This window comes from Rheinheimera pacifica, assembly GCF_900108485.1.
GTDB classification, from domain to species: Bacteria; Pseudomonadota; Gammaproteobacteria; order Enterobacterales; family Alteromonadaceae; genus Alishewanella; species Alishewanella pacifica.
Map to the genome: position 1 here is coordinate 28879 of NZ_FNXF01000016.1, position 18373 is coordinate 47251.

The 18373-nt window shown below is 49.5% G+C and carries 18 protein-coding genes; 5 read left to right on the top strand and 13 right to left on the bottom strand.

All coding sequences use genetic code 11. The annotated features are described in order from the left end of the window. Positions 1–11 precede the first annotated feature (11 nt). A complete protein-coding gene (locus BLW68_RS16840; protein ID WP_143039980.1) occupies positions 12–476 on the top strand; it encodes a hypothetical protein in 465 nt (154 codons plus the stop codon). Positions 477–495: 19 nt separating this feature from the next. Here BLW68_RS16840 and BLW68_RS16845 read toward each other — a convergent pair whose 3' ends face one another. The 12 genes from BLW68_RS16845 to prlC all read right to left on the bottom strand — a co-directional run bounded on the left by BLW68_RS16845 (position 496) and on the right by prlC (position 12946). Beyond that, positions 496–1470 carry a DUF4862 family protein gene (locus BLW68_RS16845; protein ID WP_092795859.1) on the bottom strand — a complete coding sequence of 325 codons (975 nt, stop codon included), beginning with the start codon at positions 1468–1470 and terminating at the stop codon, positions 496–498. Positions 1471–1495: 25 nt separating this feature from the next. Beyond that, positions 1496–1804 (bottom strand): hypothetical protein, encoded by a 309-nt coding sequence (locus BLW68_RS16850; RefSeq protein ID WP_092795862.1) that lies wholly within the window; start codon positions 1802–1804, stop codon positions 1496–1498. Positions 1805–1817: 13 nt separating this feature from the next. Next, positions 1818–2999, bottom strand: a complete 1182-nt coding sequence (locus BLW68_RS16855; protein ID WP_092795864.1) for a BaiN/RdsA family NAD(P)/FAD-dependent oxidoreductase — start codon at positions 2997–2999, stop codon at positions 1818–1820. Beyond that, positions 2999–5101, bottom strand: coding sequence for a lipid IV(A) 3-deoxy-D-manno-octulosonic acid transferase (gene waaA, locus BLW68_RS16860; RefSeq protein ID WP_092795866.1), 2103 nt, complete (start codon positions 5099–5101; stop codon positions 2999–3001). The genes BLW68_RS16855 and waaA overlap by 1 nt, the downstream gene beginning before the upstream one ends. Positions 5102–5106: 5 nt before the next feature. Then, positions 5107–6228, bottom strand: a complete 1122-nt coding sequence (locus BLW68_RS16865; protein WP_092795868.1) for a glycosyltransferase — start codon at positions 6226–6228, stop codon at positions 5107–5109. Positions 6229–6339: 111 nt separating this feature from the next. After that, the gene (locus tag BLW68_RS16870; RefSeq protein WP_092795976.1) at positions 6340–7080 is read right to left on the bottom strand and encodes a glycosyltransferase; all 741 of its coding nucleotides are present in this window, start codon (positions 7078–7080) and stop codon (positions 6340–6342) included. A gap of 138 nt (positions 7081–7218) precedes the next feature. Next, positions 7219–8184, bottom strand: coding sequence for a glycosyltransferase family 32 protein (locus BLW68_RS16875; RefSeq protein WP_092795870.1), 966 nt, complete (start codon positions 8182–8184; stop codon positions 7219–7221). An 82-nt stretch (positions 8185–8266) separates the two neighbouring features. Then, entirely contained in the window at positions 8267–8740 is a 474-nt protein-coding gene (locus BLW68_RS16880) for a peroxiredoxin (protein ID WP_068233478.1), read from the bottom strand. A 41-nt stretch (positions 8741–8781) separates the two neighbouring features. Next, on the bottom strand, positions 8782–9531 hold the full coding sequence (locus tag BLW68_RS16885; protein WP_177172273.1) for a class I SAM-dependent methyltransferase: 750 nt from the start codon (positions 9529–9531) through the stop codon (positions 8782–8784). Further along, entirely contained in the window at positions 9531–10232 is a 702-nt protein-coding gene (locus tag BLW68_RS16890) for a DNA-3-methyladenine glycosylase I (protein ID WP_092795979.1), read from the bottom strand. The genes BLW68_RS16885 and BLW68_RS16890 overlap by 1 nt, the downstream gene beginning before the upstream one ends. Before the next feature lie 81 nt (positions 10233–10313). Then, on the bottom strand, positions 10314–10811 hold the full coding sequence (locus BLW68_RS16895; protein ID WP_092795872.1) for a hypothetical protein: 498 nt from the start codon (positions 10809–10811) through the stop codon (positions 10314–10316). Between the two features lie 86 nt (positions 10812–10897). Further along, positions 10898–12946 carry an oligopeptidase A gene (gene prlC, locus BLW68_RS16900; RefSeq protein WP_092795874.1) on the bottom strand — a complete coding sequence of 683 codons (2049 nt, stop codon included), beginning with the start codon at positions 12944–12946 and terminating at the stop codon, positions 10898–10900. A 145-nt stretch (positions 12947–13091) separates the two neighbouring features. Here prlC and BLW68_RS16905 point away from each other — a divergent pair, with 145 nt between their 5' ends. Then, positions 13092–13667, top strand: a complete 576-nt coding sequence (locus tag BLW68_RS16905; RefSeq protein ID WP_092795876.1) for a hypothetical protein — start codon at positions 13092–13094, stop codon at positions 13665–13667. A gap of 117 nt (positions 13668–13784) precedes the next feature. Beyond that, positions 13785–15140, top strand: a complete 1356-nt coding sequence (gene gorA, locus BLW68_RS16910; protein WP_092795878.1) for a glutathione-disulfide reductase — start codon at positions 13785–13787, stop codon at positions 15138–15140. A gap of 11 nt (positions 15141–15151) precedes the next feature. On the opposite strand, the gene BLW68_RS16915 is transcribed toward gorA, so the two are convergent. After that, on the bottom strand, positions 15152–16570 hold the full coding sequence (locus tag BLW68_RS16915; RefSeq protein WP_092795880.1) for an aminotransferase-like domain-containing protein: 1419 nt from the start codon (positions 16568–16570) through the stop codon (positions 15152–15154). Between the two features lie 136 nt (positions 16571–16706). Here BLW68_RS16915 and BLW68_RS16920 point away from each other — a divergent pair, with 136 nt between their 5' ends. Both BLW68_RS16920 and BLW68_RS16925 read left to right on the top strand, forming a co-directional pair. Continuing rightward, a complete protein-coding gene (locus tag BLW68_RS16920) occupies positions 16707–17486 on the top strand; it encodes an aldolase (protein ID WP_245728384.1) in 780 nt (259 codons plus the stop codon). Positions 17487–17496: 10 nt separating this feature from the next. Continuing rightward, positions 17497–18372 carry a dihydrodipicolinate synthase family protein gene (locus tag BLW68_RS16925; RefSeq protein WP_092795882.1) on the top strand — a complete coding sequence of 292 codons (876 nt, stop codon included), beginning with the start codon at positions 17497–17499 and terminating at the stop codon, positions 18370–18372. The last annotated feature ends 1 nt before the right edge of the window (position 18373 follow it).

Genomic DNA, 18373 nt, shown 5'->3' on the forward strand with positions numbered 1-18373 from the left:
CCGGAGTGTCTGTGATGGTGGCCAAGCTTGTTATTTTTAGTATCCGCTCGCTTATTTCCCTGCTGCTGGGCGTAGCGCATGTATATTTTGTGATTTTGTGCTTTGGTTTTATCGCCACTATAAACCCGTTACAACTGTGGATCATGGACTCCGATACCTTACGCGGCTCAGCCCTGTTATGGCTTTCCATTATGGATTTAGTGCTACACCTGCTGCTGGCTATTCCGGTTACCATCGCCCTGCTGTATCTGCAAACCCAGCTACGCCGTTACCATTTATGCCTGGTTGCCATACCCATGCTGGGTTTTGGTTTATATAGTTTGTGGCAGCTGTTTAGCCAGCGACACGAGCTTAGCCTGACCTACCTCAGCTATATCAATACCTTGCTGCCGGCTTTGGCTTTACTGCTGATTGGCTTTTTGGCGCTAAAACACTTTGGCCATATCAAACCTGCAGCCGCGTCCTTGCGGCTGTAACAGTTGCGGTTTTAACACTCTAAGACAGTAAAAAATAACGGTCTAATATCGCCAGCGTATCGCGGATATACCCCATGCGCTGGCCAATATCGGCGCTATGTGGCCGGATACCAATTTTTGCCCCCAGCACCGGCAAGCCTGCGGCATCGTTGCACGCTGCCAGACAACTGTGCATGGCCTGTTCTGTCATCCAGCTACCGGGTTCACCCTTTACTACCAGATCGCTGTTGCGCGGCGGTTGATGGCTATCGCGCCAGGCGCCGTATTCGCTATCCTGATCCGATACCCCAGAGAACATCAGCCCGCTTAGCACACCTGCAGCCTGTGCGGCCTGAATATGCTCAACAGCACCTGCAACCCTGCGCGTTTCAAATACCGAGCGGCCCCAGTTAATCACCATACCCAATTGCTGTTCTTTGCTTAAAGCTGCATTTAACTGCGTGATAACATCCAGCTCATCACTTAGTGCTAAAAAGCCTTTTGACGGTGTCTGGCTATCAATATAAGCATCGCAATGTTCAATCACAATACGGGCACCATGCCAGTTCCAGCTGAGCATAGTTTGCAACGATGCCAGCAGCGACGTTTTGGAAGACGCCGCTTTATGCCGTGCCGGTGCGGTTTGAATTTGAATTGCTGTTACCGCCTGGCGCCCCAAATGCGTGTTTAGTTTGCCAATCGCTGCACAGGCTTGTTGTATAAACGCCAGCGCTGCCTGGCGCCCGGCTTCATCATCAGAAGCAATACCAAACATTGGGTTTTGCCCCAGTGCATTCATAATGCCGGGAATACAGGTAAACACGTAATTCCACTTTGGATCGATATTGGCCAGAAACCAGTTGTCATCGTGCTGATGCAAAACGCCCCAAAACGGATGCTCCAGGCCTTTTATATTCGGCAGCGCTTTTAACTCGTTGTAATAAGCAGTTTCCAGTATTGGATCCCAACCACTATGGTTGGGGGAAGCGGCGTAAGCGCCCAGATAATATTTCATTGTGGTATGTATCCTTTTTTAACGCTTAATCATCAGGAGAATTAAGCGTAAACACCAGATGCTTGCGCATATCTTTTAGCACTATGCCCTTTTTCAGCAGCAAACCGCTTAAACGCCTCTGCCACGCCAGCAACTGCGGCTGCGCCGCCTCAAGCTGAGCTTGCTCAGTAAGCTGCAACCGCACCAGTAGCGATACCGGAAAAGCTTCATATTCCAGGCTAAACCAGCACTGCACCGCGCCGGGGAGTTCCACCAGCGCTTGCTGCTCTAACTTTGTCACCGCATCGAGCACCGCGGCCTGTTGTTTTTGTTGTACTACAGAGAGTTTTTTCATATTGATATTTACCTTAACAATACTGCCCTGCCACCCAACCAGACGCCCAGGCCCACTGAAAGTTATAGCCACCGAGCCAACCGGTTACGTCGACCACTTCGCCGATAAAATACAAACCTGGCTGATTTTTCGCTTCCATGGTTTTTGAGGATAAATAATCGGTATCGACACCGCCGATGGTGACTTCTGCGGTGCGGTAGCCTTCGGTGCCGTTGGGTTTAAACACATAAGCATGCAGGCTGTCGGCAAGTTGTTTAATACTTTTCGGGTTTAACGCTTTCAGCGGCTGGTTAGTAAAAACTTTTAGCTCCAGTAGTTTTTCTACCAGCCGTTTTGGTAGCAATTTAGCCAGTGCGGTTTTTACTTCCTGCTCCGGGTGCGCTTGCTGTTGCGCCGATAAAAACTCTGCCACATCAGTTTGCGGTGCCATATTCACTATTACTTCATCACCCGGTTGCCAGTAGCTGGAAATTTGCAGTATGGCTGGCCCGCTTAAACCGCGGTGGGTAAACAGCATATCTTCCGGGAATACGGTGCCATTCACTTCAGCCGTGACCGGCAAGGATACCCCGCTGATTTCTTCAAACACCGCTTTGTCGGCCGGTTGCCAGGTTAATGGCACTAAGGCGGCGCGCAGCGGCAGCACTTTTAAACCAAACTGCTCAGCCAGCTGAAAACCAAAAGCGGTAGCGCCTAAATTCGGCAGGCTTAAACCACCGCTGGCCACTACTAAACTGTGACACTGGCGGCTAAGCTCTGCTGTAGTGACAGTGTATTGGCCATCAGCAAAGCTGACGCCGGTAATAGTTTGCTGCAGGGCAATTTGCACATTGGCGGCTTTGGCCTCGCTTAGCAGCATATCAACAATATCTTTAGCGCTATCATCACAAAACAGCTGGCCAAGCGTTTTCTCATGGTAGGCAATAGCATGCTTTTGCACCAGGGCGATAAAATCCCACTGCGTATAGCGACTGAGAGCCGATTTACAGAAGTGTTTGTTTTGCGAAAGGAAGTTCTCCGGCCCGGCATACATATTAGTAAAATTACAGCGGCCGCCGCCCGACATCAGGATCTTACGGCCCACCCGTTTACCATTATCTAATAGCAGCACTCTGCGGCCGCGTTTACCGGCTTCAATGGCGCACATTAAGCCAGCTGCACCAGCCCCTATTATTATTACATCCCACTGCTGCATTAATTTTTACTCTGTATGACTAAAGGCGTGGCTGCCGCCAACTGCTGCTGATAGCCTTGTTGCAGGCTTTGCCAATCGGCCTCTTGCCAGTTAAATACCACCAGTTTGCCCTTTTCTTTATTAAAGGAGCGTAAAAGACGCGCTAAATTTTGCTCCGTCCACTCCCCTGGGCTGCGGCGACTGCATTTATCAAAATCAATCAGCCACACTTTACCGGCAGCATCGAGCATAATATTGCGGCAGTTAAGATCCGAGTGATACACCCCAAGTTGATGCATTTGCGCAATAGCCGCACCAATGGCTTGCCACTCGCTTGGGGTAATAGCGCGCTGCTGTAATATTGCCGCTAAATCTTTGCTGTCAGGAATAAGCTCAATCAGTAAATCGGCGCGATAAATCAGGCCACTACGCTGATAACTGGCAGCAACCGGGCGCGGTACGGCTAAACCTTGCGCGCGCATCCAGCTTAATAATTGGTATTCCTGCATCGCACGGCTTTGCGCCACTGGCTGTAGCCAAAATTGATCGTGCAGCACTTTGCCCACTAAACCGCCACGATAATAGTGCCTTAGCACCAGCTTATGCTCGCCATGCTGTACAAAATACGCGGTATTGCGGCCGGTAGAGCTACCGATAACCGCTTGTTGCTGTTGCCACCATGTGCTTTGAAAGTACTGGGGGCGAATGTCGCTGAAAAGCGCTGGATCAAACCAGTAATGTGTACCGTTTTGTTGGATTTGCTGATAATCGGTATGTTGCCGCTTTGCAGCAGCGGTTGAAATATCATCTGTAGACATGCGACTTCCTATTAAAAGTGAATCTATTGCAGCTAGAGTGCGTGCTGTAGCGCCCTGCTGCTGTAAGAAAAATTGCTGAGCGCGTTGCCCTTGCGCCGCGCGGGCACTCGCATCGGCCAATAACATTTGGCTATTGTTTAACAATGCCTGATTGTCGGCAACCAGCGCTACCGCATGCTGTAGCTGTAATTGCCGGTAGGCGTCTTTAAAATTAAAAATATGTGGCCCGCTTTGCACGGCTTTGGCAAAGCAAATCGCTTCCAGCGGATTATGGCCGCCCCGTTCAATTAAGCTGCCACCAATAAACACCAAATCAGCCAATTGATACCAGGCCAATAGCTCGCCCATCGAATCCCCAAGCGCAATATCGGCCGTAATAGGTGATACGGGTGCAGTAGGCATAGCCGATACGCTGCTGCGCCGCCACAGACTGAAACCGGCTTGCTGCACCAGCTCGGCTACTTTGGCAAAGCGCTCAGGATGGCGCGGTACCAACAAGAGTAATAATTGCGGAAACTGCTGTTTTAATTCTGGATACAGAGCCAGTAATTGTTCATCTTCACCGGCGTGTGTACTGGCAGCTACCCATAATAAGCGCGCGGCAAAGGCAGGGCGAAACTGGCTGAGTAAATCCTGGGTATTAGCCGGAATGGCCAGCTCGAACTTAAGGTTGCCACTTACCGCTAATTGCCCCTGATAACCCAATGCCTGAAAGCGCTGGCTGCTGGCCCGGTCTTGCGTTAATAACAAACTGATATTACGCAGTAACACTTTACTTAATACCGAAAAGCGTCGGTAACCTTTGGCAGAGCGTGCCGATAAACGGGCATTGACTACCGCAACTGGCACGCCTTGCTTGGCACAAGAATTAAGTAGGTTAGGCCACAATTCCGTTTCCAGGATCACTAACAATGCTGGCTGCAGTGTCTTTAAAAAGCGCCGTACCGCACCGGGGTAATCCAGCGGTAAATAACAATGTTGTACGCTGCTGCCAAAGCGACTGGCGATAGTGGCAGAGCCGGTTGGCGTAGTACATGTTACCGTTATCGTTTTTGCAGGGTACTGCTGCTGTAGTTGTTTAATCAGCGGGGTTGCGGCAATCACCTCGCCTACCGATACCGTATGTACCACTATGCCACCGGGTTTTAGCTGCTTCGCTATTAAGCCAAAAGCAAAACGCTCTGCCAAGCGCTGCCGGTAGGCCGGGTCTTTACGCGAGCGCCAGAGGAAGTAACTCAACACTAAAGGGCTGCTGAGGTAAAGTAGCAGCTGATATAAAAACAAAGTAAGGGCTGGCGCTAACATACGCCTTATCCGAATGAAGCCGGCTGAACTAATTGTAAAAACAGCTTCTCATAGTTCTGATTCATTCTCTCCCGGCTAAATTCAGTTAATGCCCGCTGCCGTCCCGCATCGGCTATAGGTTGCAATTCATGTATTTGCGCTAAGCTCTTTCTTATTACCGCAGCCAAGGCTGCCACATCATTTTCAGCCACCAAAAATCCATCCTGCCCGTCATTCAGCACTTCCTGGATACCGGGTACTTTAGTACCGATAGCTATACAGCCAGCAGCCATCCCCTCTAATAGTGCCAATGGCATACCTTCATAGTGTGAACTTAACACTGCCAACTGGTTTTGCTGCAGCAATTCCGGCACATTACGTACCACACCTAAAAAGTGCACCTGTCCTGTGATCCCTAATTGTTCAGCCAGCTTCTCCAGTGGTTTGCGATGCAAGGACTTGCCGCCACCAGCCAGGTACAGCTTAGGCAACAATCCTTCGGTTTTTAATAGTGCCAGCGCTTTAAATAAAGTGCCATGGTCTTTTTGCTTGGAGAAACGGGACACCATGACAATATCCGGTGCCCGCGTCAGCAAAGGCGGCACAGTACCAAGGAAAGGCATGGTATTAATACCATTTGATATAGCATAAGTACGCTGTGCAGGCATCCCCTGCGCCAGCAACACCGAGCGCACACCTTCGGAACAACCGACTATAGCTGCAGTTCTTTTACTTAACCAACGCGATTGTGCCAGCCGCCAGCTATTGTAGCGTTCACGGGTATTGTGCTCTACGTGTACCAACTTTGGCACCTTAGCCAGCAAACCGGCATAGCGTCCCCATAAGTGTTCACTAAAACCATGCGCTACCAATATATCTGGCTGATATTGCTTACACAGCTTAATTAACGCCCAAATAGTGGCGACTTTGCTCCAGCCAGGCACTACTGCCAACGGAATCCCCTGTTGCTGTAACTCTGCAATCCGCGCCGGATCGCCACGGCGTTTACGTCGTAGCACTAAAAGCGGACTAACATGCTCTGATGCCAGTGCAGCACGCACCAGAGAAATTGCCACTTGGGTTGCACCACCAGAAAAGCCACCGGTAACAAAGTGTAAAACTTTAATTTTAGCGTGCCCTTCCGGCATAAAACCTCCACTACAGAAAAAGCTTGCTGCTACAAATAAAAATCCCCGCCATCAGCAGCAGGGAATTCGCTTTACCAGCAGCCATATTATCGCTTTACACTCAGGCCGTTACTAACGCCATAATTCTTTGACCCACTGTACCGGCATAACCCGGCGATACCATTTACCACTGATACCTGCAATAGCATCCGGTGGGTTTGGTTTACCATGGAAAGCTACGATTTTAGCCCCTTGAGGAATTGTTGCCGGTTTAAACCAGCACATAATAGCACCTGGTAAACAATGCCGTTTAAAGCTGACACACCAGCCTTCAGGCCAGTATTGCAGTTTGCCTTGCTTTGCCAGGTTTTGCGTCACAAACTCCTGCTCGTTTCGTACCTTGGCCAGCTCACGCTCTTTATGGTTTTTCAACAGCTCAATCAGGTCGCTATGGGCGCCGATATCATAACGATAGACGGAAGTATTGCCGGTATCGTCCGATTTATCCCATTCTTTGATTACATAAAACTCACCTTGAGGCTCAAAGAAACAGTCGATATTATCAACAATTACCACATCCAGATCGATAAACAACGTAGGGCCGAACAAATCATATAACGGGTTTGCAAAACTGGTCACTTTCAGCCAGCCGTGACCGAATGACCACGGATGCCGTTCATCAAAATCTTTAAAACCTACGGCGGGAATATCCTTAACTTCAATATCTGCATTAATACCGCTGGCATCATCGGTTAAACAGACAAAACGAAACGGTAATGTCAGATTACGGCTAACCATCGAATGCAGCTTGTTGACATACTCAGGGCCATATTTCTTGCCCCATTTAATACATAACACATTTACTGTTGTCATAGAATCCTCTGTTTTGGCAACAAGCTCTAACACCGATTTACAACCACTTTCCTGCTCAAATGGCAATATATCGTAATAACCGGCAATAATACCTGTTCATGTTTCACTTCGCACAAAAAATTTCTGCGTTAGGTTTTGTTAAACAACCTTGTTATCTTCCGGTAGCGCCTGCAAATAGCGTCCAGCAATGCTTGCCTTACGATATATTCCCCATTTCAGATAACTTTCTAACTTTGTTCGCTCACCACCCCGCAGTTTGATCAAGGCAGGTCTGTCATCTTTTTCGGTAAACAGCAAGCGCATATAAAGCCTCTTACGCCGCCAGTTAGAAGTTACCTGCAATGCGTAGGCGCTATCTTCCGCTTTTAACAGCGCCAGACGATAGGTAGTGGCAGCGCGTTCTAATACGTCCTGTGCGGCAATATGGATAGTGTGATAATAAGGATCTGAGATAGCCTGGCGCAGCCCTTCAAAACGTCCTTGCACTGATAACGCCTGAATATAATCGGCGGTATCACCCTCGATAACTTCACACCTAAATAATGCCAGCCAATCCGCAACAAAGCGACTTTGTGCAGGAGCAGCTAAAAACCAGCTATCAACTACTGGCCTGTGGACATTTGTGGTATAACGTTCCAGATAATAACCAACAAACTCAGTATTTTGTTCAGCCCGGATTCGCTCAACCCAATCCAGTGAAGCAGTAAGAATAATAGACGCATCCAACCAAATGCCACCATAGCGGTTTAATAGCTCCAAACGGATCCAATCTGTTTGTTTGGCTACATTTAAGCGCGTTAACTTGTCAGGTACAGGCCGAATATAATCAGTTATATTATCGGCATTTAGCACGTGGATATGATAATCCGGATTTAAAGCCTGCCAACCCGCAATGCAACGCTTTACTACTTCAGGTTGCTCTGCACTGTGCCAGTACGTCCAGATGGTTTTAGGTATTGCTGCTGAGGTCTGCAGCGGTTCAGCCGCCATTGTCAGTAGCTGAAGATGCGGTTCTGGCAAGTGCAAACGTCGGCTTTGCTGATACACCCAGTACAATAACAGCGTGACCACAATCAGAACAACAGTAAACAATAAAGACCACACGCTGCGTTTTTTCCTTTAATCAGATTACGAAACAACATAAAGCAAGGCCAGCAACAGCATGCGTGACCTTGAATGGCAACTATTACAACGCCGCTAAAACCACTTCAGCTTTACTGACTTCAAAGGTTTTTGGTGCTTCTACATTTAGCAGTGTTACCACGCCGTTTTCAACGATCATGGCATAGCGCTGTGAGCGTACACCACCAAAGTCACCGGTTTCCATGGTCAGGCCAATAGCTTTATGAAAAGCGGCACCACCGTCGGCTAAAAACACAATTTCTTCGGCGTTCTGGCTTTTTGCCCAGGCACTCATTACAAAAGCATCGTTTACTGCGGTGCAAACAATAGTATCAACGCCTTTGGCTTTGATCTGGTCGGCCAGCGTAATATAACCCGGTAAGTGTGCTGCAGAGCAGGTAGGTGTAAAAGCACCTGGCACAGCAAACAGTACCACTTTTTTATTGGCAAAAATCTGGCTGGTGGTTGGGTTCATTACACCTTCTTTGGTCAGTTGCGAAAAACTCACCTCAGGTAACTTGTCGCCGGTTTTAATCATGTTAATTCCCCTGTTTAATTTATCTGTTGTCAAAAGTATCACTAAATTGCTGCATTAATATACACATCAAAACGGTTATTTTTACCGGTGACAGACATTGCAGGCGCCTTTTGCGCTAAAAAATCAGCATAACCGGGCCGTTTTACCACCACACGTTTTTGCGCCAGCTTAAGTGCTGGTGCCAGTAAGGCATCAGCATCGGTATCGCTACCCACTACATCATGAAAAGCGCGCATTTCTTTTTTAACCAGCGCGGTTTTATCCCGCGGTGGAAACATCGGGTCCAGATACACCACATCAACAGCACCATGCTGTTGCAGCGCCTCCAGCGCGCTGCTATGCAGTAGCTGCATACGCTCGCCCAACCAGTTAAGGTCAGCTGTAGCCGCAGCCCGGCGCAAACCATCAAACAGTAAAGCTGCCACGGCCGGGTTACGCTCAACCAGAGTGACCTTAGCGCCCAGGCTGGCCAGTACAAAGGCATCACGGCCCAGGCCAGCAGTAGCATCTAATACGGTGAGATCGCGCTTTTTATTCAGCCCGCAAGCTTTGGCAATCGCCTCACCTTTGCCACCGCCATGCAAGCGCCGGTAACTGGCAGCACCACTGGCAAAGTCGACCAGGATATCACCTTGTTTGGGTAACTCACTGTGGCGTAACACCAGCGCATTATCCTGCCAGGCCAGATGCCAGCCACTGGCTTTAGTGGCTAAGGTTAAACCAAACTGCTGACAGAGGCTGGCAGCATAGTCTGCATTAAGCTCAGGGCTGTGTAGTAAATTCAGCGGCATTATTGCTGCATTCCAACAATATTCTCGCCAACACTTAACGCAATAATCTGGCTGATGTGCGCCAGGCTACGGCCTGATTGCTTATGCCAAAGATTAAACTGCTGCTGGATCTGATTTAAACTGCGTTTGCTGTTTATACCGCCATCAAATATGTTGGTTGCCCGCAGGTAAGCTTCAACATCAGTGCTTAAAATAAAGGTATCTTTACCAATAGCCCGCAACGCATAAGGCCCGGTATTACCGCCAAGGCGGGCGCCATGCTGCTTAAGGTAAGCCCATAAACCGATAATATCGGATGTTGGCCAGTCAGCAATAAAACGGCCGAAGCTGCCATGTTTGCGGGCAATATCATCAATCATCATGGCATTGTGGCGGATGGTAAATACTTTGCCAGCGTTGCGGATAATACGTTCATCACGGGCTTTGGCTTCAAGCATTTCATCGCTCATCAGCAGCATTTTTTCGATATTAAAATCGAAAAACACTTCACAAAAGCCCGGCCACTTTTGCCGCACCACGCGCCAGACAAAACCAGACTGAAACACTTTTTTGGTTAGCTCGCCCAGCAGCAGGTTATCTGGTATAGCGGCAATATCAGCATTGCTGGCACTTTGCCCCAGCAATGCTTCAAGTGCTGCAGCGCCGCCTTTACGCTCGCAGGCGCGCTGATAGATACGGTCAAAAGGTTCTGCGGTCGTCAAAATTGTACTCATCTTCAGTGAAAAAATAAGGCAACACGGGAATGGTTGCCTTTATGCTTATATTGTAACCGTTACTGCTGGTTAATAGGCTGAGGTTTCGCCGCCCTCTTTTAGCGTACAAACGCCGTTTTGCAGCACTACAGCTGGTTTTGGCACGACAGCGCAGTCAGACATAAGGCCAATGCGCTCGTTCTCTGCTTTGGCAGCAGAGTTGTATCTGGCTATCAGAGCCATAATCTCCGTTTCATTGCCGCCTTTAGTAGACACTGCTATGTAGCTGGCCGGGCCGCCGCAAGGTTTGCTGCCAAAGCCTACTACCCGGCATTGTTCAACATTATCTGCTTTTGCATCGCCAACCCGTGCCATAATTTCAGCCCGCATGGCGCTGAGGTTTACTTCATCTGCCATTTGTTGCTTCCTCGCTTTTACCGCACTTACCGGATCTTTGCTTGGGTCTATCGGCTCTATCAATGGTTTGGGTGGCAACCGCTCTGCAGTGGTATCACTGCCTGCCTGGCCCTGCTGACACGCTGCCAGCGTTAAAGCCGTCATGATTACTATCAATACCTTAGTGCGCATATTTATTCCTCCGCGTTGTGCTTCAGCTTGGCAGAGCTGGTCTGAATTCGCAATGAATTGTTAAGTTTAAATTAACCACGCCGGTACTAACCGGCGATACCCATATGGCGCAACAACGCTTCGTTCGATGGCTCACGGCCACGGAAACCTTTAAATAACTCCATTGGCTCGGCACTGCCGCCACGCTCTAAAATCCAGCGCAAAAAGTCACGGCCGGTGTCGGCATTAAATATACCTTCCTCCTCAAAACGGCCAAAAGCGTCGGCTGATAACACTTCAGCCCACAGGTAGCTGTAATAACCGGCGCCATAACCACCGGCAAAAATATGGCTGAAACCATGCTGAAAGCGGTTAAAGCGTGGCGGTACAATAACCGACACTTCATTACGCACTTCGTCCAGCATCTGCTGGACACGGCCGCCCTGCGCCGGATCGTATTCGGCGTGCAAACGAAAATCGAATAAGGCAAATTCAAGCTGGCGCACCAAGAACATCGCCGACTGGAAGTTTTTCGCCGCCAGCATTTTATCCAGTAAGTCCTGCGGTAAAGGCTCGCCAATCTCATAGTGGCCGGAAATAATGGCCAGGGCCTCGCTTTGCCAGCACCAGTTTTCCAGAAATTGGCTGGGCAGCTCTACCGCGTCCCAGGCAACACCGTTAATGCCGGCTACCGCAGCAGCATCCACTTTGGTGAGCATATGATGAATGCCATGGCCAAATTCGTGGAATAACGTAACCACTTCATCATGAGTAAACAGTGCCGGCTTGCCACCCACCGGTTTATTAAAGTTACAGGTTAAATAAGCTACCGGCGTTTGTATGCTGCCATCAGGCAAAATACGCCGGCCCTGGCAGTCGTCCATCCAGGCACCGCCGCGCTTTTTCGCCCGGGCGTATAAATCCAGATAAAAACTACCGCGTAAAGTGCCGGTGGCATCAATAATGTCGTAAAACTTAACGTCGCTGTGCCATACATCCACCCCGTCGCGCTGCTTTACTTCTACACCAAACAGCTTGTTCAGTACGGTAAATAAACCGGCTACCACTTTGTGTTCAGGGAAATATGGCCGCAGTTGTTCATCAGAAATAGCGTATTTGGCCTGTTTTAGCTTTTCGGCATAGTAAGTAATATCCCAGGCTGCCAGTTCTTTCACAGCATATTCGCTTTGGGCAAAAGCCCTTAACTCCGCTAAATCCTGCTGCGCCTGAGGCTTGGCTCGGCGGGCTAAATCCTGCAGGAAATCCAGCACCTGCGCAGGGCTTTGTGCCATTTTGGTGGCCAGTGATTCTTCTGCCGCGTTGTTAAAGTCGAGCAATTGCGCCAGCTCATGCTTTAATGCCAGCGTTTCTTCAATAATGGCGCTGTTATCAAACTGGCCCGCAGTCGGGCCCTGATCCGATGCCCGGGTGCAGTAGGCGCTGTACAGCTCTTCGCGCAGCTCACGTTTGTCAGCATAGGTCATTACGGCAATGTAGCTGGGGAATTCCAGCGTAAACACCCAACCTTCCAACTCACGGCTTTGAGCTTCTTCGGCGGCGGCCAGTTTGGCGTCGTCGGGTAACCCCAACAAATCTGCTGCATCGGTAATATGTTTAAACCAGGCTTGGGTAGCGTCCAGCGTATTGTTGGAAAACTGCGAGCTTAAATCTGATAAGCGGCTTTGAATTTCGCCGTAGCGCTGTTTTTTCCCGGCCGATAAGCCAATGCCCGACAGCTTAAAATCACGCAGGGCATTTTGAATCACTTTTTGCTGCGCCGCCGTTAAGCCAGCATACTGCTCGCTTTGCGCCAGTTGCTGGTACTTCTGGTACAGGCCTTCATGCTGGCCAACCCAAGTGCTGTATTCAGACAGCAACGGCAGACAGCTCTCATAGGCTTCGCGCAGCTCGGGGGTATTTACTACCGAGTTCATATGCGACACCGGCGACCACAATTTACCTAAACGCTCACTGTCCTGATCCAGCTGTTCTATCAGCGTATGCCAGCTAACGTCCGGCAGTGCCACTGCAGCCTCTACCGCAGCCCGTGCCTGTGCAATAGCTTGTTCAACCGCAGGCTTAACCTGCTCTGGCGTAATCTGGGAAAACGGCGGTAAATCCGGGAACGACAACAGTATATTTTGGGTAGCAGACATAGCAAACCTTAAACAAAGTGACAAACATTAGCCATAATGTTGGGGCAAACACCGCCATTGTCAATGCTAAAACGGCCTTATTGGCAGTAACTAATGTCGTTGGCTATACTGTGCAAAATTTGTTAATCAAAGGAATGAAACCCAAATGAAAATACTGCAAAAAACCGCTGTCAGCTGCCTGTTACTTAGCTGCCTGAACCTGTCGGCTAGTGCCGGCGAAATAGATGAAGCCATAACCGCTGCCACTAAACACTATAAAGCCGGAGAATTGTCGCAGGCGATATCTCAGCTGGATTATGCCAGCACCTTAATCCGCCAGGAAAAAGGCGAGCAGGTAAAACTGGCCTTCCCCGCCGCACCCAGCGGCTGGCAGGCGCAGGATGCCAATGCTGAAGTGGCCGCAGCCGCGATGTTTGGCGGTGGTATCAGTGCCTCGCGCAATTACTACAACGACAGTGACAGCATTGATATTGAACTGATGATGGATTCTCCGATGCTGCAGGCGTTTTCAATGATGTTGAGTAACCCTTCAATGATAGCAATGTCGGGTGGCAAAATGACTAAAATTCAAGGGCTGCAGGCAGTACAGCGGCTTGATGGCGGCAGGCTGGAAATTCAGTTTGTTACCCAAAGCGGTGCCATGGTTACCGTACGGGGCGATAACGCTAACCAAAGTACTATGTTAGCGCTGGCCAACAGCATTGATTTAAAAAAGCTGTAACTACGGTCTTAGGCCCTACTGCCCTGTCGCCGGAACAGAACAGTCTGGCAACAGGGCTTGTAAAACACCACCCTAACCCCTATAACCGCAGTAATGTCTACTTTGCGGAATTGTCTGATGTCTCGTCATTTTAACTATCTGTCTATTGGTGGCGGCAGCGGCGGTATTGCCAGCGCCAACCGTGCGGCTATTCGTGGTGCTACTGCTGCAGTAATTGAAGCAAAAGCCGTAGGCGGCACCTGCGTGAATGTCGGTTGCGTGCCCAAAAAAGTGATGTGGTACGGCGCGCATATTGCCGAAGCACTAAAATACAGCCCGGCCTATGGCTTTGACATTACACAAAACAGCTTTAACTGGGCCACGCTGGTAAAAAACCGCGAAGCTTATATCCAGCGCATTCATGGCAGCTATCACAAGGGCTTTGATAATAATGGCGTGACCTATATTGAAGGTTTTGCCCGCTTTATTGACGAACGTACCGTTGAAGTTAACGGCGAGCGTATTACTGCCGATCATATTACTATCGCCACCGGCGGCCGCCCGGTACTGCCTGATATTCCTGGCGCAGAGCACGGTATAGATTCAGACGGTTTTTTTGCCTTAACAGAGCAGCCGAAAAAAGCGCTGGTAATAGGTGCCGGTTATATTGCGGTAGAAGTTGCCGGTGTATTACATGCACTTGGCACAGAAACACACTTACTAATACGCGGCGATAAGCCACTGCGCAGTTTCGACTCTGACATTACCGATATGCTGCTTGAGCGGATGACGCAGGACAAACTCAAACTGCATAAGCAAACCAACGTGATTAAAATAGAGAAAATCAGCGACGGCAACTTAACGGTGCATTGCGATAACGGCGTTGAGTTTACCGGCGTAGATTGTGTAATCTGGGCCATCGGCCGTGCCCCTGCCAGTGACAAACTCAACCTGGCGGCAGCCGGGGTGAAAACAGATAAAGACGGCAATATCACTACCGACAAATACCAGAATACTAACGTAAAAGGCATTTATGCTGTGGGTGACGTTACCGGTGAAGCCCAATTAACCCCGGTAGCAGTTAAAGCCGGCCGTTTATTAGCAGAGCGCTTATTTAATAAAAATATGCCCGATGCGCATATGGATTACTCATTGATCCCAACCGTAGTGTTCAGCCATCCGCCAATTGGCACCATTGGGCTAACCGAAGCTGAAGCCATTGAAAAGTATGGCGCAACCAATGTAAAAGTGTACCGCTCTGGCTTTGCTGCTATGTATAACGCCATAACCGAGCATCGCGCCCTTAGCCGCTTTAAGCTGGTATGCACAGGCAAAGACGAAAAAGTAGTGGGCCTGCATGGTATTGGCGAAGGTATGGATGAAGTGCTGCAAGGCTTTGCTGTAGCAATAAAAATGGGCGCCACCAAGGCTGATTTTGACGCCACTGTGGCACTGCACCCTACCAGTGCGGAAGAATTTGTTACCATGAGATAAAACCCAAGGGATCAACTCATAAGGGACCGCAGCCGGGTAAGCGCCGCTGTGGTTTCCTGCTCTGTGAAGGCCCCAAAACCAAACCGCACAGCGCAACTCTGCTTATCTACAAAAAAGTACGCCTCTGTTGCTAACTCTGCCAGATTAAACTGCTGCCGGGGACCAAACTGCAGCCAGAATGCCAGCCCTCCTGCAGGAATATGAAAACGCACTGTGTCAGCAAACAACCGTTTGAGCTCATTTACACAGTGATCCCGACGGGTTTTGTAGAGTTTTTTGCATTTGCGGATATGACGTTTCACTTCCCCCGACTCGAGTAATTCAGCTAAAGCCAGCTCAGTTAATGTATTGCCCTGGCGGTCGATCATTAAAATTTGTTGTACTGCTTTTTTGATAAAGGCCGCGCTGGCCACCAGATAACCGACCCGCAGGCCTGGAGCAAAGACCTTGGATAAAGAGCCTATATGCAGCACCCGTTCTGCACCTGGCAGGCTGGCAAGCGGCGGTATAGGCCTGCTGTCAAAATGAAACTCGTGATCATAATCGTCTTCCACTATATAAAAATCATGTTGGGCCGACAGTTGCAGCAACAGCAAACGCCGCTCCATCACCAGAGTAACAGTGGTTGGATAATGATGATGAGGAGTCGTGTAAATAGCCGCTACTTTCCGGCCTGCGATCAATTGTTGTAAATGCGTGATATCCAGCCCCTGCTGATCCGTTTTGCAGCGCAGTATGGTAAATCCTGCCTCCGCAAAAGCGGCCAGAGCGGGCGCATAAGTCAACTCTTCAAACACCATCACACCATCAGACGGCCTAAGCACGCGGGAGGCCAGATAAATCGCCATCTGGCTGCCCCGCACAATGCAAATCTGCGCGCAGCTCAGATGCAGATAGCGTTCCTGCCTCAGCATACGTTGTAAAGCCTGACGCAATTCGATAGTTCCCTGCGGATCGCCATAACCAAGGTACTGCTTGCGGCTGGCGGCAATTAATGCCCGGCGGTAAGCCCGCGCCATCAGTTCGTAGGGAATAAGACGTGCATCCGGGATCCCGTCATTGCCGGATTGGCTCTGTTTGCCCGCAACGGGCGCCACTTCTGCCTGTTCGCTGTCGGTTCTGGCTGCACCTGCAAGTAAGTGCTGGTATTGCTCAGACATACGTTGCTCGGGTAGCCGGTCTGATACGAACGTTCCGCGTTTTGCCTGGGTAACCAGCCATCCCTGTGCAATCAGTTCGTCATAGGCTATTTGCACCGTTTTACGATTCAGCCCCAACACCGTGGCTAAAGAGCGGGAACCCGGCAACAGAGCTCCGGCTTCCAGCCTGCCGGTTAAGATGTCTGCAATCAGCTTATTTACCAGCCTCGAGTGAATAGTGTCACCCGTACTGTGCTCCAGCGATAACTGCGTTTGCCACGGACGTAACATCTTTACCCTCCACTCTCAGCGGTAATCTGGCCACCGAACTGGACCATCACTGATTATAAAACTGGATGTTCTTACCGGTCCAGAATCATTTTAATCTTGGCGGCAGTGAATCAACGTCCAGATCCGGAGGCAGACCATGATGAAAACAGCACATCTAGATAAACAACAGTTAATGTCCATTGCGCAACAGCAAATGGATGCGTTACTGAATCAAGGCCAGTTTAACGACAGGCAAAAACTCGCTTTAACCTGCAGAATTTTGTATGACCACGGCCATGATGCAGGTTTGGCGGGTCAGATCACTGCCCGCACTGCAGCGGGCAATACCTTTATCACCCAGCGATTTGGCTTGGGTTTTGATGAAATCACCGCGGATAACCTGATAGAAGTCAATCAGGATCTGGAGCCTGTCGACCAACAGGCGATGCCAAATCCTGCCAACAGATTTCATACCTGGATTTACCAGCAACACCCTGAAGTCAATTGCATTATTCACACTCACCCCACTCATGTAGCGGCACTTTCTATGCTCAGAGTTCCGCTGCTGGTGGCCCAAATGGATACCTGCAGTTTATTTAATGACTGTGCCTTTTTAGGTGAGTGGCCAGGCGTTCCTGTGGGGAATGAAGAAGGCGTCATTATTTCCAATGCGCTGGGCAACAACAGAGCCATTTTGCTCGCCCATCACGGTCAGTTGGTCGTAGGCAAAACCATTGAAGAAGCTTGCAACCTTGCGCTGATGATTGAACGCGCCGCCCGTTTACAACTGCTGGCCATGGCCGCTGGTCAGGTGCAACCGCTGCCTGCCGCTTTGGCTCAGGAAGCCCATGACTGGCTATCGACGGAACGTCGCAGCAAAGTCAATTTTGCCTATTACGCCAGAAAAGCACTGAAGTCCCACCCTGAATCTATCTGAGGAGTTTAAGATGAAATTAACCGGCATTATTGCTTATCCAATCACCCCTTTTACGGCAGACGGCAGCCAACCGGATTTACAGAAACTGGCGCAAAGTATCGAGTTGTTGCTGCAAAACGGTTGCGATGCCATAGCACCGTTAGGCAGCACAGGTGAGAGTGCATATCTGAGTTTTGCCGAATGGCAGCAAGTAGCGCAGCACTCGGTGCAGGTTGTCGCCAAACGTATTCCTGTGATCATAGGTATTTCTGAACTGACGACAGAGCAGGCGATTAACAAAGCCCGTTTTGCTGCAGAAATTGGTGCCGATGCCATTATGGTGATCCCGGTTTCCTACTGGAAACTGACAGATGATGAGATTTTTGGCTACTACCAGGCTATCACCGCTGAAGTCTCTTTACCGGTAATGGTCTATAACAATCCGGCGACCAGTGGCGTGGATATGTCACCTGAGCTAATTGTAAAAATGTTCAGAGGCATACCTCAAATTACTATGGTGAAAGAAAGCACGGGTGATATTCAGCGGATGCACAAAATCTATCAGCTTTCATCCGGTGAACTGCCTTTTTACAATGGTAGTAATCCACTGGCTTTAGAAGCTTTATGTGCCGGCGCCAGTGGTTGGTGTACCGCAGCACCTAATTTACTGGGTAGCTTACCAAAAGAGTTGTTTAATCAGGTTCAGGCAGGCGATCTGCAGGCGGCTAAAGATAACTTTTACCGCCAGTTGCCATTGTTAAACTTTATTGTATCAGGTGGTCTGCCTAAAACAGTCAAAGCTGGTTTGGCATTAAAAGGTTTTGACGTCGGCCAGCCCCGTAAGCCTTTAACTGCAGCAAACGAACAGCAACTGGCAACGTTAACCCGTTTATTAAACCAATTCTAAC